Raw genomic sequence first — 16,369 nt, 5'->3', positions numbered from 1 at the left:
CGGTGACCCGGTGTCTTGTTGATAAGGTGGCTCGATGGCGCCCAGACTACAGGCGGAAACAGAAAAAGGTCAGGTCGTCGCGGCGTGGCTGTTTTCCCTGCCAGGCGGCGCTGTCCTGCAGCAGGGCCGCCGCCACGTCGCCGGCCGGCGCGTCGCGTCGCGCCAGCAGCTGCTCGCGCATGCGCCGTTTGCCGTAGGCGATGTCGCGCGCGCCGCCGATCTGGTCGAGCAAGCCGTCGGTGGTGAGGAACAGCAGGCTGCCGGCGGGAATGTCGGGTGTCTCGTTGTGCCAGCAGTAGCCGGCCGGCGTGTCAACGTAGCCCACGCCCATGCGCGCGCCATCGATGGCGCGCACGGCTTCTTCGCCCGGCGCCACCACGTAGAGCGCCAGTTTCGCCCCTGCGAAACGCAGGCTGGCGCTGGCCGTGTCGTAGCATAAAAAGGCGCAATCCATGCCGTCGTTCGAGCCGGCGTGGCCGGTGGCCGCGCCGCTGTCGGCGCCGTCCTGGCCCAGCAGGGTCTTGATGGCGCGGCTGACGGCGCCGATCAGGGCGGCCGGATCGCGCGGCCCCCGTTCGCGCAAGGCCTGGCTCAGGGCCGACGAGGCGATCAGGGTCATGAAGGCGCCCGGCACGCCGTGGCCCGTGCAGTCGGCGATGGCGGCGAACCAGCCCCCTTCGTGGCGTTCGAAAAAGTAGAAGTCGCCGCCGACGACGTCGCGCGGCTGCCATTCCAGGTGCGCGTCGGGCAGGGTGGCGCGCAATTCCGCATCGGAGGTGCGCAGCAGCGCGCGCTGGATCACGCTGGCGTAATCGATGCTGTGCATGATCTGCCGGTTCTTTTCCGCCTGCATGGTGGCCACCACGTTCATCAGCTGCAGGCCGAAGCCCACGCCGGCCAGCGCGCCATCCTCGGTGATGATGAAGCCGTCGGCCAGCGCCTTCTCTCCCGCTTCCACGGCGCGGAAAGTGAGGTCTTCGATGCTCATGGCGCCATCGACGATCAGCGGTTCCTTGTCCATGAAGGCGATGCAGCTCTTCTTGCCGTACACCTCGTGATAAAAGGGCTTGGACATCTGCGACATGAAGATATTGCGGCTGATTAAGCCGATCGGCTTCTGCTGCTCCGTGACGGGCAGGCTCATCATGTCACGCCGTTCCGTGAACAATTCCAGCACGGCGAAGTTGCTGGCGTCGGCCTGCACGGATTCCGTGGGAACGCACAGATCAAGCGCCACGGACGTGCGATAACGGGGAAGATGCAATCGAGAAGCGTTGAACTCCACAGCGGCTACCTTTACATGACGATCGGACCTTTGTTGTCGCGAGAGCAAGGCGACTGACAAACAGGCAATATCATCATGGTAGCCGCTGAATATGACGGCTTGATTACCGGCTTGTCAAAACCGTATGCAAGATGGCTGCATGGCAATCCGCTGCCGGGCTTACAGACGCCTGGCCAGCGCCTGTGCCTGCTCCAGCCAGCGCGCGCGCTGCGTGCCGGTGGAATCGATCATGGGGCCGAAGCAGGCCACCTTGACGGGCTTGACGCCGCAAAATTCCAGGGTCGTCTTGCGCAGCTGGTGAATGCCGGGCATGTGGTAGACCCAGCGGAAATACCAGGGCGGCGTGTCCATCGCCACCAGCAGCTGCGCCGTGCGGCCCTTCAGCAGCTGGGCGGGAAAGGCCTTGCCCGGGCGGTATTTGAAGGCAAAGCCGGGCAGGAAGATACGGTCGACAAAACCTTTCAGCAGGGCCGGCGCGCCGCCCCACCAGATCGGGTAGGCGAACACCAGGTGTTCGGCCCAGCTGATGGCTTCCTGCGCGGCCAGCAAGTCTGGCTCCAGCGGCTGCACCTGGCGGTAGCCTTCATGCAGGTTCTGGTCGAAGTCCAGCTGGCCCAGGCGCAGTTCGCGCACGGTATGGCCTGCGCTGCGGGCCGTGGCGGCGTAGGCCTCGGCCAGGGCGGCGCAGAAACTGTCGCTGGAGGGGTGGCCGAGGAGAATTAAAATGCGCTTCGGTGTCGTCTTGGTCATGATGCAGGCTGTCCGTTAAAGAAGAGCTTGCATGCTAAAGCCTGCCCCTGGGGGCAGAGTCAAGCGCGCAGTGTCAGGCTGCCTGCAGTTGCTGGCGCGCCAGGCAGTCGCGGATTTCCGTGTCGATGTCGGCCAGCTGCGCGTCGAGCTGGCGCAGGCGGGCGATATCCTGCCGCACCTGCGCGCGCTTGGCGTCGATGTGCCGTGACAGGGCGGCCCAGTCCGTATCGTCGCCGGCCAGGACGGGCAGCAGTTCGGCCAGGCGGAAGCCCAGGACCTGCGCCTGGCGTATCAGTTTGACCTGCGCCAGGTCCTGCTGCGTGTAGACGCGATAGGCGCCGGAACGGCGCACGTCGCCCAGCAAGCCCAGCGCTTCATAGTGGCGCAAGGCCTTGGGCGAGGTGCCCGCCAGGCGGGCGATTTCTCCGATGTACATGCTTGTCCCTTGTTGAGCTGCGGCGCACGCAGTGTAGCGCAGGTGGCTTGCCAGGCGCTACCTTCCGCGCTGCCTCAGGAGGCTTTGCGCGGCGGGACTTTCTTCGCCGTGCACTCGGCGCAGGTGCCGTACAGCGACAGCGCGTGCTCGTGCAGCACGAAGCCCCGTTCGGCGGCGATCTCGTTCTGGCGCAGTTCGATGCCTTCGTCGACGAATTCATCGACCTTGCCGCAACCCGTGCAGACCAGGTGGTCGTGGTGCTGGCCTTCATTCAGTTCGAACACGGCGTGGCCCGATTCGAAGTGCCGGCGAAACAGAATGCCGGCCTCGGCAAACTGCATCAGCACGCGGTAGATGGTGGCCAGGCCCACGTCGATCTTTTCGGCCAGCAAGAGTTTGTAGACATCGTCCGCACTCAGGTGCTTGATCGTGCCTTCCTGGAACAGCTGCAGAATCCGCAAGCGGGGGATGGTCACTTTCAAGCCCGATTCACGCAGTTCCCTCAATATATCCATGTCTCCCATTCCTTTTTGTAGTCGCTGAGCGAGGTAAGCCATTATATCGCAAATGATAATCATTACCATTCTCATGTGTGCACTGGAAATAGTATGCTGCAGGGGCCGGCGGCAATCCAGTGACATCGGCGCAAGTAACCATTGCGCGGCGCGCAACTTGTCTCAGCATTGCGCGGCTGGCTGGCCGCTGAAATAGGGGACCTTGCATCCGGTCACGCTGCATTGCCGCATTTTCTTGACTTGGGCAAAGGAAAAAATCCGTCTAGTGATGCCATCTAGCACTATTTGATGTGGATCAAAGTTTTTGTTGCACTGCACTCTTAGACTTCGCAGCGTTACTTAACGACAAAAAGAGGGAACTAGAATGAAAAAGTCCGCAACTGCAGCAGCAATCGTCCTGGCCGCCATCGGCGCCTTCGCCGGCAACGCAATGGCACAGGAAAGCCCATGGCTGGTCCGTGCCCGCGCCGTGCACATCGATCCGGCCAACAAATCTGCTCCTGTTGGTGGCGTCGGCGCATCCGACCTTATTCACGTCAGCAGCAAGACGATTCCTGAAATCGATATTTCGTATTTCTTCACGCCTAACATCGCTGCCGAGCTGATCCTGACGTATCCGCAAAAGCATGACGTTACCTTGTCCGGCACGAAGATCGGTACTTTCAAGCATTTGCCGCCGACCCTGTCGCTGCAATACCACTTCATGCCTGAAAAACAGTTCAGCCCATACGTAGGTGCCGGCGTGAACTACACGAATATCTCGGACGTGAAATTGCTGAACGGCGCAGGCCGCCTGGAGCATGACAGCTGGGGCTACTCGCTGCAAGCCGGTGTCGATTACAAACTGGACAAAAACTGGTCGCTGAACTTTGACATCAAGAAAGTACAGATCCGCAGCGACGTACTGGCCGGCGGCGCCAAGATCAGCGAAGTCAAAGTCGATCCTATCCTGATCGGCGTAGGCGTGGGCTACCGCTTCTAAATAGTGATGGCGCCCGCAAGGCGCGGACAATAAAAAAGGACGGCCTTGGCCGTCCTTTTTACGTTTGGTGCACGCTGTTTATTTTTTCAGCGTCTTTTCCAGCGCCAGCTGGTAGTCCGTCTTTTCGTAACCGGCCAGGTATTTGTTCGTCGCGTCGAGGAAGGCGCGCGAGCGGTAGGCCGCTTCCAGGTCCTTCACCCATGGCTTGGCCTTGTCGGCCGTGCGGATGGCGACCAGGTTGATGTAGCTGTCCGAGATCTTTTCCACGGAGAGGGCCGAGGTCAGCTTCATGCCGGCGGCCAGGGCGAAGTTACCGTTCACAAAGGCGTAGTCGGCGTCTGCCAGCGAACGTGGCAGCTGCGCCGCTTCCAGCGGCACCAGTTTCAGCTTCTTCGGGTTCTCCAGCACGTCGCGTTCGGACGCGCGCAGCGGGTCGACGTTCGGTTTGAGCTTGATCCAGCCCATCTTGGCCAGCATCACCAGCGCGCGCGCCTGGTTGGTCGGGTCGTTCGGCATGGTGATGGTGGCGCCGTTCTTCACGTCGGCCAGGGTTTTCTGCTTGCCGCCGTACAGGCCGATCGGCATGGTCGGCACGGTGATCAAGGAGCTCAATGGCAGCTTGTTATCGGTGGCGAATTTGGTCAGGTAGACGATGTGCTGGAACACGTTGGCGTCCAGCGACCCTTCGGCCAGCGCGTAGTTCGGCTGCACGTAGTCGTTGAATTCCACGATCTTGACCTTGTAGCCCTGTTTTTCCAGGATAGGCTTGATGCCCAGCTTCAGCTGGTCGGAATACGGGCCGGAGCTGGTGCCGATGACGAGTTCTTTCGGGTCCTTGGCGTGGGCGGCGGTGGCGAAGGCCAGGCTGGCGGCGGCCAGGAGCAAATTACGGCGAAGGTGGTTCATGCAGGTCCTTGTTTCTGAATTTGAATTAACGTTTGTCGAGGCGCTTGGCGATGCGCGTGCCGGCGAACTGGATGGTTTGCACCAGCACGATCAGGATGGCCACGGTGGCGACCATGATGTCCGTCTCGAAGCGGTAGTAGCCGTAACGGATGGCCAGGTCGCCGATACCGCCGCCGCCCACCACGCCGGCCACGGCCGAATACGACAGGAAGCTGATCGACAGCACGGTCAGCGCCAGCACCAGGCCGGAGCGCGCTTCGACCAGCAGCACGCGGAAGATGATCTGCATTTCCGACGCGCCCATGGCGTGCGCCGCTTCGATCACGCCGCGCGGCACTTCGCGCAGGTTCTGTTCCACCAGGCGCGCCAGGTAGGGAATGGCGGCGAACGACAGCGGCACGGCAGCCGCCAGCGGGCCGATCGAGGTGCCCGCGATGATGCGCGTAAACGGCGTCAGGGCGACGAGCAAAATGATGAAGGGGAAGCTGCGCACGGTATTCACCAGCCAGCCCAGGATCGTCGACAGGGGACGGTTTTCCAGCGACTGGCCTTCCGAGACGAGGAACAGCAAAATGCCCAGCGGGCCGCCGATCAGGATGGCGGCGGTCAAGCCGATGCCCAGCATGGTCATGGTCTGGCCCAGCGCCACCCAGATTTCCGGCAGCAGCTTGACGACGTTATTGATCGATTCTTCAAACATGTGTTGCATCCTTCCATGCGGTGGCTTCAAACGCTTCGGTGCCGTAATACGCCAGCTCGCGTCCCAGCGCCGTCTTGCGCGGAGTGGCCGTGTCGCTCAAGTCGAATTGTTCGGCGATGGCGCCGTTTTCCACGACGGCCACGCGGTTGCAGATGGCGCCCAGCACCGACAGCTCATGGCTGACGATGACGATGGTCACGCCGAGGCGCGCATTGATGTCGCGCAGGGTGTCGAGCAGGGCGCGCGTCGTTTCCGCGTCCAGCGCGGACGTCGGCTCGTCGCACAGCAGCACGTCGGGGTGGCTGGCCAGGGCGCGGGCGATCGCCACGCGCTGCTTCTGCCCGCCGGACAATTGCGCCGGATAGCTGTGCAGCTTGTCGGACAGGCCGACCAGCGCCAGGCATTCCTCGACTCTGGCGGCGATCTGCTCGCCCTTGGTCGTGCCATGGATTTTCAGGGGGAAGGCGACGTTGTCGAAGACGCTGGCGTTTTGCAGCAGATTGAATTGCTGGAAAATCATGCCGATATTCTGGCGCGCGTCGCGCAGCTCGCTCTTGCCCAGGCGGGTCAGTTCGCGCCCGGCCACGGTAATGGTGCCGCTGTCGGGGCGCTCGAGCAGGTTAATCAGGCGCAGCAGGGTCGATTTGCCGGCGCCGCTCTTGCCGATCAGGCCGAAAATATCACCGGGATAGACTTCCAGCGTGACCGATTTGACCGCGTGGAATTGTTCGCCCTTGGGCAGCGCGAAGGTCTTGTTCGCGCCATCGATGCGAATCACCGGCGTACGGTGTGGTGTGGTCATGCAGTGTTTCCTTTTTTATTGGACCGTCACAGGCGTGCTTGCAGGGGCCAAATCGCCCAGCCTGTTACGTCGGTTGCGTAGTATACCTCCGATCGTGTTATTACTCCTACGACAGAATCTTGCTTTGAATATGCAAATAATGTCTATGCGACTGTTTTCAAGTGAAAAAAGCGGAAAAGCGGCGTTCTTGCCGAATTTAATCGCGCCGATGGGCGTGGCGGAACCGCATCTTGGTGAAAAGTTCGACGCGCCCTGTGCAGGCATCGCGGTGATTTTATGTGCGGTTCGGCTCAGTTGCCGTTTTTTCGCCGCAGGCACGGCCGTTTACTGCCTGCGATTGTCCTCTTCACGGGCAGATTCTGCTCCGCTGGCCGCAGGACCTTCGGGACGGCGCAACAGGTAGATGAGCACGGCGAGCTCCATGGCGCCCACCATGGCGATGACCCACCACGGCGGATGGCCGAGGCACATGGCGACGAAGCCGATGGCCATGCCCAGGCAAGCCATGGCCTTGCCGCGCCGCGACACGGCGCGGTGTTCGCGCCACTGGCGCAGCGATGGGCCGAAGCGCGGATGGTGCAGCAGCCAGTGCTCGAGGCGCGGCGAGGCGCGGCTGAAGCAGGCCAGGGCGAGGATCAGGAAAATCGTCGTCGGCATGACGGGCAGCATGGCGCCGATGATCCCCAGCAGCACCATCAGGGCGCCGGCAGCGGTCCAGGCCCAGCGGCGCAGGCGCGCGCCGTGCGCTTCGCGCAGGGAAGCCTGGGCGTGCGGCTCGCCCATCAGGCGAGGGCGCCGGCTGTCAGGCCCTGGCTGCGGGGCGGGGAAACGATGGGCTGTGCGTTCAAGGTGTGCGTATCGTGGCGGGTGGCCGTCATGTTTTTCTGCCGTATGTGCTGCGCTATTATGGAGGAATCAAGGCGAAGCTGCAGGCTTGCCGGGGCCGCAATGATAACAATCCTGCAGGGTAATAACAAGAATCATTCTCATTTGCGGCCTGGTCTGAGGCGCCGGATAACGCTGGATATTTTTGGCAATGCAGACAATAATCGGCAACAGAAGACGTTGTCGTGGACATCCTTACCGTTATTATCGATTTTTTCGATGCTAACTAGGTATATTTTCCGTTTTACATCGATCTTCATGCCATGCATAATCTGTTGCAACTGAAGCCAGACAATCAGCCGCAGCGCTTCCCGCCTGCCGCCGGTTGCGATTTTGACATCCTCCACTTCAAACAGGAATTTACAATGAAAAAACTGCTCGCTTTTATCGCCGCCGCCGGCTTCTCGCTGTCCGCCTTTGCCGCTCCGGAAGTCTATGTCATCGATGGCAGCCATACTTTCCCCCGTTTCGAATACACCCACATGGGTTTCTCGACGCAGCAAAGCCGTTTCAATAACACCACCGGCAAGGTCACCCTGGACCGCGCCGCCAGGACGGGCGCCGTCGAAGTGCTGATCGACACCAAGTCCGTCGATACGGGTTCGACCCTGTTCAACTCGCACATCCAGGGCGAAGACTTCCTCGACACGGCCAAGTATCCCGTCGCCACGTACAAATCGACCAAGTTCAATTTCGACGGCGACAAGCTGGCCTCCGTGGAAGGCAACCTGACCCTGAAAGGCGTGACCAAGCCAGTGACCCTGACCGTCACCTCGTTCACCTGCGCACCGCACCCGATGCTGAAAAAAGACGCGTGCGGCGCCAATGCCACGGCCAAGATCAAGCGCTCGGAATTCAACGCCGGCAAATATGCGCCGGCCGTCAGCGATGACGTCACTTTGACGTTTGCGATCGAAGCCATCAAGCAGTAATCGTTGGCTGCATGACGTAAAAATGGCGGCGGACTTCGGTCCGCCGCCATTTTTTTTGAGTGGTGGTAGGTCGGATTAGTGCGGCAAGGCCGCGCGTAATCCGACATGAACCGCCTGCAATGTGTCGGATTACGCGGCGTGCCGCTCATCCGACCTACGCGGGCTTTTACGCCAGGTGATGCGCCTCCTGCTCATATTTTGGATGGTGGTAGGTCGGATTAGCACGGCAACGCCGCGCGTAATCCGACATGAGCCGCCAACAAGGTGTCGGATTACGCGCTTCCCGCGCTAATCCGACCTACACGGGTTGCTGGCTACGATCACGCCAGGTGATGCACTTCCTGCTGCCCATATACGGGCGTGTTCAACCCTTCCATGCGCGCCTTCAGCTGCAGCGACAGGTACTGGGAATAATGGCGCGACTGGTGCAGGTTACCGCCGTGGAACCACAGCGCTTGCTGCTGCGTGGGTTTCCACATATTGCGCTGCTCGCCCTCCCACGGGCCCGGGTCCTTCGTCGTGGCCGAACCGAGGCCCCACACCTTGCCCACTTTATTCGCCACCTCGGGCGAGATCAGGTCGGCCGCCCAGCCGTTCATGGAGCCGTAGCCGGTGGCGTACACCACGAGGTCGGCGGGCAGCTCCGTGCCGTCGGACAGCACGATGGAATGGGCTTTCAGTTCCTGCACGCCGACCCCGCTTTTCAGCTTGATCTTGCCCTCGGCGACCAGCTCGGAGGCGCCCACGTCGATGTAGTAGCCGGAGCCGCGGCGCAGGTATTTCATGAACAGGCCCGAATCGTCGTCGCCGAAATCGAGCATGAAGCCGCGTTCTTCCAGGCGCGCATAAAAGTCCGCATCGCGCTCGCGGATGGCCTTGAAGACGGGCTTCTGGAAGTCGGCCAAAATCTTGTATGGGATCGAGGCGAACGTCAGGTCGGCCTTGTTTGTGGTCATGCCGGCCGCCAGCGCCCGTTCCGAATACAGGTCGCCCAGCGCCAGGTCCATCAAGGAATCGGACTTGACGATGTGCGTCGACGAGCGCTGCACCATGGTCACGTCCACGCCCGCTTCCCACAGGGCGGCGCAGATATCGTGCGCGGAATTGTTCGCGCCGATGACCACCACCTTCTTGCCGGCATACGCGTCCGGTCCCGGATGCTGCGACGAGTGCTGCTGCTCGCCCTGGAACACGTCCATGCCCTTGAACTTCGGCATGTTCGCCTTGCCCGACATGCCCGTCGCCAGCACCAGCTGCTGCGGCTTGAGGGTGACGGGCTGGCCGTCGCGCAGCACCTGCACCGTCCACTCGCCGCTGGCCTCGTCGAAGCTGGCCGATTCGCATGACGTCGAGCCCCAGTAGTTCAGTTCCATCACCTTGGTGTACATCTCCAGCCAGTCGCCGACCTTGTCCTTCGGCGTGAAGACGGGCCAGTTATCCGGGAAAGGGATATACGGCATGTGGTCATACCAGACCGGGTCGTGCAGGCACAGCGATTTGTAGCGCTTGCGCCAGCTGTCGCCGGGACGGGCGTTTTTCTCGATGATGATGGTGGGGACATTGAGCTGGCGCAGCCGCGCGCCCAGCGCGATGCCGCCCTGGCCGCCGCCGATGATGACGCAATAGGGCTGGCGCGCGTAGCCCAGTTCGGCCGCTTCCTGTTCGCGGTGCTCCAGCCAGCTGCTGCGGTTGGTTCGCGCCCCGTGTTCGGCGCCCATGGGCCGCCGGCCGCCCTTGGCTTCCTCGAAACCCTTCAATTCGCTCATGGTGGTGAGCAGGGTCCAGATCTTGCCGTCGCGGATGCGGATGAAGCCCACGCCGCGCGCCGCGTCCGTTTCCACCGTGATCCAGCTTTGCACCACTCCGCCCGCTTCCGCCGCATGTTCGCCGTCGGCGATGCGGATGGCAACCGGCTGCACGGCGCCTAGCTGGGCGGCCAGCATGGCGGCGATCTGCCCGCGGCCTTCCAGGGTTTTCAGGTTCCAGGTAAACAGCACCAGGTCGCGCCAGTAGCCATCCTGTTCGAACAGCTGTGCGGCGCCCGTGCCGTCGCTGGCGCGAAGACAGCCTTCGAGCTGCTCCAGGATGCCGGCCACGGCCAGGTCGTGCGGGTTGATTTCGGTTTGCATCGTGTCTCCTCCAAGTCTGCTGACTTTATGATGGGATGCGGCTGTGTTGCCGCTGACGATGTTGTAACACTGGCGTTCCAGCCCCGCATTCCGCAGCGCAGCATGGCGGAATGTGAGACGGAAATCTCAGCGTGCCGGATGCCTTACTGGCGGTGCGGCGGCACGATGTGCAGCTGCTTGATGCGCCGGTACAGGGTGGCGCGCGAGACGCCCAGCATGGCGGCCGCCTGCAGCGGGCGCCATTTGGCGGCGTTCATGGCGTTGACGATGCGCGTGCGCTCGGCCAGCTCCGGCGGCGTGCAGGCCAGAGCGTCCTGCGTCACGGGGGCCGCGTTCTTGACGCGTGCCCGCGCGCTGGACTGGCGCAGCGGCGCGCGCACGCGCGCGTGCAGCCAGGTGCTGCCGCCGGCCAGGCGCAGCGACAGCAGGCTGTGTCCCGTACGCGCATCGAACAGCCGTTCGGCGCGTACTTCCAGCACGTCGGCGACGGGGCGGGGAAGGGCGTCCAGGCCGCCGATGACGTCGCGCGCGCAGCGGTTGGCGGCGACGATGTCGCCATGCTCGTCGATGGCGAGAAGCATCTCCGGCTGCACTTCCACGAAATGGCGGTTGCGGTGCGCCAGCAGGATGCAGCAATGGCCATAGGAGGTGAGAAAAAAGCCGTCCTCGATCAGGGTCGCGCTCTGGCGCACCAGCTGTTTCACCAGGCGCTGGCTGTCGCGCGCATCGGGCGAATTCAAGGCCGAGGCATCGAGCACGCCGATCAAGTCGCCGTGCGGCGAAAAGATCGGTGCGGCGCTGCAGGTCAGGCCCGTGAAGGCGGCGCGAAAGTGGTCGGTTTTGTGCACGGTGATCGCTTCCTGGTCGAGCAGCACGGAGGCGATGCCGCACGTGCCTTCTTCCTCCTCCGACCAGCACGAGCCCGGGTACAGGCCCGCCTTCTTGAATTCCTTGCGCTGGTCCGTGTCGACCGCGTAGTCGATCGTCACGCCGCGCGCGTTGGCGAGGATGACGCAGTAGCCCGCTTCGCGCACCATGGCGTGCAGGCGCGGCAGGCACTGGCCGGTGGAGCGCAGAAAATTTTCCTCGGACTGCTGGATGGCGCGCAGTTCGGCGCCCGTCAGGATGCGCGGCCCCGTGGTGGACGCGGGATCGAGCCGGTAGTCGTCCAGCGAGCGCCGGTACGACGACGCCAGTCTGGCCGTATCGGCGCCAGGATTGACGACGCGGCCGGCGATCAGGTCGCGCACGCGCTCGATATGGCTGGTCTGGCGGACGTAGGGCATGGCGCTCTCCGGTGTCTCGGTATCTGCTTTATGGTATTTTGTTTGTAGCACGAAGCCCCGGATGGCGCATCCTGCGCTGCAGCATGGGCTGCCGTGAGACGTTCGTCTCAACGCCTGGCGCCGCACAGTAGGATGCTTTACAACAATAAAAAAGAGCATCTCTGATAACATCCGTTCAAATCTGAGGTCAGCTATCGCAAGGGATACCTATGACAACGCAAGCGATATTCCCCGTGCGCAGCTCACTCATCCTGGCCCTGCTGGGCTGGAGCGCCGCCTGCGGCGCCGCCGGCCAGCTCGATCCCGATGGCCAGAGCAGCCTGGAAAAAGAGGTAGCCCGGCGCGCCGCCGTCGAACCGGCCATGGCCGCCGGCTGGCAAATGACGCGTTCCGTGGAAGCGGGCGTGCAGGTGGCCGGCGAGAGCAATCTGTTCTGGAAGCTGTCGAATACGCCGGCGCGCAATCCCGGCTTCGATTTCAATCCCTACTGGTACGAGTTCTATGTCAAGCCGGCGCTCGGTTTCAAGCGCAACCTGAGCGACGGCAAGCAGCTGTATGCGCGCGTGTCCGCCGTCGGCTCGGGCACCTTGCGCCACGATCCGTTTGGCGCGGGCGACACGGGCCGCATCTCGATCGAGGAATTCGTCGCCGGCATCCGCATGCCGCTCGGCGGCACGCGCGCCATGGTCGATGTGTCGGCCGGCGCGCAGAATTTCACGCTGGGTACCGGCATGCTGATCGCCAATGGCGGCTCGAACGGCTTTGACCGCGGCGCGCTGAAACTGGGGCCGCGCAAGGCTTTCCAGAATTCCGTGGTGGCCAGAATAAGCCAGGACGCGTTCAGCGCCCAGGCGTTTTATCTCGACCCGAATGAAAATCCCGACAACGATAGCGGCACGCGCGTCGTCGGCGTTGACGTCAGCTACGCGCCCGCGAACGACCGCAAGGCCGGCGTCGCGTATGGCAAGGTGCCCCGTTCGCATGCGGCGTATCCGCAGGCGGCGCCAGGCGGCATCGGCGCACCGCTGGCCGAGCCTGACGGCCGCAAGGACTTGCAGTTCGTGTATGGCTACGCGCGCGTTCCCGTGCTGCCCACCGTGCTGTCGAAAGGCTGGTTCGGCGTCGATGCCGCGCGCGAGTGGAATACGCGCGAGCCGATGCGGGCCTGGGGCTGGCGCACGGAAGGGGGCTTTTCGCTGCCCGACGTGGCGTGGACGCCGAAGTTCACGCTTGGCTACCAGAGCTTTTCCGGTGACGATCCGCGCACGGCGCGCAATGAGCGCTTCGATCCGCTGTTCTTCGAAGGCACGCCGGGCGCCTGGGCTTCGGGCAGCAAGGCGACCTGGGTCTTCGTCAATGCCAACGTGAATGCGCTGCAGGCCACCATCGAGCTGCACCCGACGCCGAAGGACACCGTGACCGCCTACCTGGCCCAGGTGCGGGCCAACCAGATGGGCAGCCCGCTGCAGTTCGGCCAGGCCACGCGCCTCGACGTGCCGGGCGGCGCGCCCGTGGTGATCGCCGGCGTGCTGCGCCCGATGCTGGCCAACGACGTCTTCGTCAAATACGTGCGCGTGGTGAACCCGAATACCTACCTGACCCTGGGCTTCAGCGCCTCGTTCGCGCAGTCGGGCGTGAACCAGCTGGTGAACGGGCAGGCCAGGACCTGGACGGGATGGCTGGCGAACGTGGTATGGGTTTATTAAATATTCTGTCTATCAAGGAGAGCATCGCATGAACGATTTTCCCAGCATGAAACGCCTGGCCCTGGCCGCCGCCTGCCTGGCGCTGTCCGCCGGCGCCCACGCGGGAGAGGCGACGGCGCCGCTGTCGGCCGCCGCCAGCGATCCGGCCGCATTGCAATGGATGGTGGGCGCGCCGCCGCCGGCCGACAAGATCATCCGTTTCGACGATGGCAGCTATTTCAATTTCCCGCAGCTGCGCTGGAGCGTGTCGCACTTCCGCCAGCTGATGCCGACGGTGGATGTCTCGCGCGGCTTGAAGGCACCCGTGCCCCTGAAACGCGCGCTGCGCACGGATATCGACAGCCTGCGCTTCACGCCTCTGGGCGCGAAGGAAACGATGACCTGGGAGCAGTCGCTGGGCGCCAACTACACGGACGGCATCGTGGTGCTGCACCGGGGCCGCATCGTGTATGAACGTTATCTTGGCGTGTTGAAGGAAAGCGGCCAGCATGGCGCCATGTCCGTGACGAAGTCCGTCATGGGCACCATCGGCGCGGCGCTGGTGGCCGAAGGCAAGCTCGATCCGGACAAAAAAGTGGCCGAGTATGTGCCGGAACTGGCCAAGTCGGCGTTTGGCGATGCCACCGTGCGCCAGGTGCTGGACATGACCACGGGCCTGCAATTCAGCGAAGATTACGCGGACCCGAAAGCGGAAGTGTGGCAGCACGCGGCGGCCGGCAGCCCGCTGCCCAAGCCCAAGGATTACACGGGGCCGCGCAGCTATTTCGAGTACCTGCAAACGGTGCGGCACGAGGGCCGGCATGGCGAGGCGTTCGGCTACCGCACGGTCAATTCCGACGTGCTGGGCTGGATCATCGCCCGTGTCACGGGGCAGAACGTCAACGACTACCTGTCCGAGCATGTCTGGCAAAAGCTGGGCGCCGAGCAGGATGCCTACATGACGGTCGATTCGACGGGCACGCCGTTTGCCGGCGGCGGCCTGAATGCGGGCTTGCGCGACCTGGCGCGCTTCGGCGAAATGCTGCGCAACGATGGCCGCTACAACGGCCAGCAGATTTTGCCCAAGGCAGCCGTCGACGATATCCGCCGCGGCGGCGACAAGCAGCTGTTCGCCAAGGGCGGCTACGATCTGCTCAAGGGCTGGAGCTACCGCGACATGTGGTGGGTCACGCATAACGACCATGGCGCCTACATGGCGCGCGGCGTGTACGGCCAGCGCATCTATGTCGATCCGAAGGCGGAAATGGTGATCGTGCGTTTCGCCTCGACGCCGACGGCGGCCAATGCGGCGAACGACCCGACCACCACGCCGGCCTTCGAAGCGCTGGGCAAGCTGCTGCTGGCCAAGCCGAAGTAGGTTGCCAGCCGTGCGGCTGAACGGGCACAACTGCAATATACTATCCTTTCGTCATCATTTGTTGCTTGAATGATAATTCATGCAGCGCACGCAAGGGGAACGCACCGTGGAAACCAGCCAGCCGGACCAACCGCGCCCCCCGCTGTGGCGGCGCCTGCTGTGGCCGGTCGCCCAGCTGGGCTCGGCCTTCAAGCTGACGGGCACGCATCTGCTGCATCACGTGATCGGCGCCAGCCTGATCGCCGCGCTGATGCTGCTGCTGGAAGGTTTTCACGTGCTCGAATGGCTCGATGCGGCCATGCTGCGCGCCAGCGCGGAACAGGGGCAACTGCTGAACCGGGGCAAGGACCCGGGCGCCGCCTACCGGCCCGGCATCATCGAAATAGACCAGCCCGCGTTCGAACGGGTGTTCGACGAGCGCGAACCGCTGGAACGCACGCGCCTGGAACAAGTGCTCGCCAGCGCCGCCGCGCGCGGCAGCAAGGTGCTGGCCATCGACCTGGACCTGGCGCCGGCCGTGTATGAACAACACAAGGATGGCGAGCGGCCGCTCGACCGCCTGCTCGACCGGCTGGCCGCCGAGGGCCGGCAACTGGTGCTGATCCTGCCCGAACAATCGGACCAGAATGCGAACCTGGCGTGGATACGCGCGCGCTGCGCGGCCGGCATCCACTTCGCCAGCCCGCGGATCCGCGAGCGCATGGGCGCCGTCACGCGTATCGAACTGAAAAGTCCCGTGCTGGCGGCAGTGGCCTTCGAGCTGGCGCATGGCGCCGACGAGCAGGAGCAGAAGCAGCCCATGCCGGCCGTCCTGTCCGAGCAAAAGGAAGGGCTGGCACTGGCCGGCCGCGTGTGTCAGCTGGCGCGGCGCACGGGCAGCGAAAAGGAATTGGCGCGCTGGGCGTTCGAACCTGTCATCCACGGCGACGCCAGGGCGGCGGCGGAACAGAACGCCGTCACCGCGCCGTTTCACCCGGCCGCCGTGGCGCCGGCCTTCCTGAACCCCACGCGCACGCGCGTACAACTGATCGATGGGCAGGCCGGCGTGGCGGCGAATGCACTACGCAAGAACGTCGTGTATATCGGCAGCACCTATGACGTGCGCGACCGCTATACGACGGCCGAAGGGGAGCAGGCCGGCCTGCACCTGCACGCGGCCGCCCACACGTCGCTGGGCATCGGCACGGCCGACGTGAATAAATACGTGGTGTTCGCGGCCGACATCGTCATCGGCGTGCTGCTGGGCTGCCTGTTCGGCGGCCTGTGGACCTTGTACGGCCGCGCCGAGCTGGCCATCGACAAGCGCATGGAAGACCACGATTTCAGCCGCCTGCACCGCGTGGGCACCCTGGCGGAATTCTATGGCATCCGCCTGATGCTGGCGCTGGTGTGGGCTTCGCCGTTCGCCATCGGCGCGCTGGCCATCTACCTGTCGCGCGGCTTGCTCGAGCAGGGCTGGTGGGTCAATCCCGGGCCCCTGATCGCCGGCATGTTCCTGCACGCGATGTCGCTGCGCGACGAAGCCCACCACCCGCACGAGGAAGTGCCGGGCCTGTCCGTATGGGCCCAGCTGCGCCGCACGCATCCGGGCATCGTGCTGGTGCAGGCGCCGCTGGCGCTGCTGCTGTTGATCGTCGCCGTGATCTAGCGCAAACCGTGGCGCCGCGGCGGCGCTAAACTGGGCGCCTTTTTCATATT

Annotated in this window: 15 protein-coding genes; 5 read left to right on the top strand and 10 right to left on the bottom strand. The window is 63.6% G+C overall.

Annotated features, from left to right (window positions below):
- Positions 1 to 46 precede the first annotated feature (46 nt).
- From JAB4_RS20365 to fur, 4 genes are all read right to left on the bottom strand, one after another.
- Positions 47 to 1,264 (bottom strand): SpoIIE family protein phosphatase, encoded by a 1,218-nt coding sequence (locus JAB4_RS20365; protein ID WP_070222300.1) that lies wholly within the window; start codon positions 1,262 to 1,264, stop codon positions 47 to 49.
- 180 nt (positions 1,265 to 1,444) lie between these two features.
- Positions 1,445 to 2,035, bottom strand: coding sequence for an NAD(P)H-dependent oxidoreductase (locus tag JAB4_RS20360; protein WP_070222298.1), 591 nt, complete (start codon positions 2,033 to 2,035; stop codon positions 1,445 to 1,447).
- Positions 2,036 to 2,108: 73 nt separating this feature from the next.
- Positions 2,109 to 2,471: a MerR family transcriptional regulator gene (locus JAB4_RS20355; protein ID WP_070222296.1), complete on the bottom strand. Its 363-nt coding sequence runs from the start codon at positions 2,469 to 2,471 to the stop codon at positions 2,109 to 2,111.
- 74 nt (positions 2,472 to 2,545) lie between these two features.
- On the bottom strand, positions 2,546 to 2,986 hold the full coding sequence (fur, locus tag JAB4_RS20350; RefSeq protein ID WP_034756687.1) for a ferric iron uptake transcriptional regulator: 441 nt from the start codon (positions 2,984 to 2,986) through the stop codon (positions 2,546 to 2,548).
- 364 nt (positions 2,987 to 3,350) lie between these two features.
- On the opposite strand from fur, the gene JAB4_RS20345 reads away from it, so the two are divergent.
- Entirely contained in the window at positions 3,351 to 3,968 is a 618-nt protein-coding gene (locus tag JAB4_RS20345; RefSeq protein ID WP_070222294.1) for an OmpW family outer membrane protein, read from the top strand.
- Between the two features lie 78 nt (positions 3,969 to 4,046).
- On the opposite strand, the gene JAB4_RS20340 is transcribed toward JAB4_RS20345, so the two are convergent.
- The 4 genes from JAB4_RS20340 to JAB4_RS20325 form a co-directional block, all read right to left on the bottom strand.
- Positions 4,047 to 4,874 carry a MetQ/NlpA family ABC transporter substrate-binding protein gene (locus JAB4_RS20340; RefSeq protein WP_070222292.1) on the bottom strand — a complete coding sequence of 276 codons (828 nt, stop codon included), beginning with the start codon at positions 4,872 to 4,874 and terminating at the stop codon, positions 4,047 to 4,049.
- 25 nt (positions 4,875 to 4,899) lie between these two features.
- Positions 4,900 to 5,574, bottom strand: coding sequence for a methionine ABC transporter permease (locus JAB4_RS20335; protein ID WP_070222290.1), 675 nt, complete (start codon positions 5,572 to 5,574; stop codon positions 4,900 to 4,902).
- Complete coding sequence (locus JAB4_RS20330; protein WP_070222288.1) at positions 5,567 to 6,376, bottom strand: methionine ABC transporter ATP-binding protein; 810 nt, start codon at positions 6,374 to 6,376, stop codon at positions 5,567 to 5,569. Before JAB4_RS20330 ends, JAB4_RS20335 begins: the two co-directional genes overlap by 8 nt.
- Positions 6,377 to 6,700: 324 nt before the next feature.
- Positions 6,701 to 7,159 (bottom strand): YbaN family protein, encoded by a 459-nt coding sequence (locus JAB4_RS20325; protein WP_071650222.1) that lies wholly within the window; start codon positions 7,157 to 7,159, stop codon positions 6,701 to 6,703.
- Between the two features lie 467 nt (positions 7,160 to 7,626).
- Here JAB4_RS20325 and JAB4_RS20320 point away from each other — a divergent pair, with 467 nt between their 5' ends.
- The gene (locus JAB4_RS20320) at positions 7,627 to 8,193 is read left to right on the top strand and encodes a YceI family protein (protein ID WP_070222354.1); all 567 of its coding nucleotides are present in this window, start codon (positions 7,627 to 7,629) and stop codon (positions 8,191 to 8,193) included.
- Between the two features lie 320 nt (positions 8,194 to 8,513).
- Here JAB4_RS20320 and JAB4_RS20315 read toward each other — a convergent pair whose 3' ends face one another.
- The gene (locus JAB4_RS20315) at positions 8,514 to 10,322 is read right to left on the bottom strand and encodes an NAD(P)/FAD-dependent oxidoreductase (protein WP_070222284.1); all 1,809 of its coding nucleotides are present in this window, start codon (positions 10,320 to 10,322) and stop codon (positions 8,514 to 8,516) included.
- Between the two features lie 143 nt (positions 10,323 to 10,465).
- Positions 10,466 to 11,608, bottom strand: a complete 1,143-nt coding sequence (locus JAB4_RS20310; RefSeq protein ID WP_070222282.1) for a helix-turn-helix domain-containing protein — start codon at positions 11,606 to 11,608, stop codon at positions 10,466 to 10,468.
- A 209-nt stretch (positions 11,609 to 11,817) separates the two neighbouring features.
- Between JAB4_RS20310 and JAB4_RS20305 the strand changes: the two genes are divergently transcribed.
- The 3 genes from JAB4_RS20305 (at position 11,818) to JAB4_RS20295 (ending at position 16,319) form a co-directional block, all read left to right on the top strand.
- Complete coding sequence (locus JAB4_RS20305; protein WP_083286965.1) at positions 11,818 to 13,314, top strand: alginate export family protein; 1,497 nt, start codon at positions 11,818 to 11,820, stop codon at positions 13,312 to 13,314.
- A 160-nt stretch (positions 13,315 to 13,474) separates the two neighbouring features.
- A complete protein-coding gene (locus JAB4_RS20300) occupies positions 13,475 to 14,671 on the top strand; it encodes a serine hydrolase (RefSeq protein WP_227742181.1) in 1,197 nt (398 codons plus the stop codon).
- A gap of 79 nt (positions 14,672 to 14,750) precedes the next feature.
- Positions 14,751 to 16,319, top strand: a complete 1,569-nt coding sequence (locus tag JAB4_RS20295; protein WP_070222280.1) for a CHASE2 domain-containing protein — start codon at positions 14,751 to 14,753, stop codon at positions 16,317 to 16,319.
- The last annotated feature ends 50 nt before the right edge of the window (positions 16,320 to 16,369 follow it).

Source organism: Janthinobacterium sp. HH102, from assembly GCF_001758625.2.
Lineage (GTDB): Bacteria > Pseudomonadota > Gammaproteobacteria > Burkholderiales > Burkholderiaceae_D > Janthinobacterium.
The sequence above is the reverse complement of the archived record's forward strand: the minus strand, read 5'-3'. Positions and strand labels throughout refer to the sequence as shown.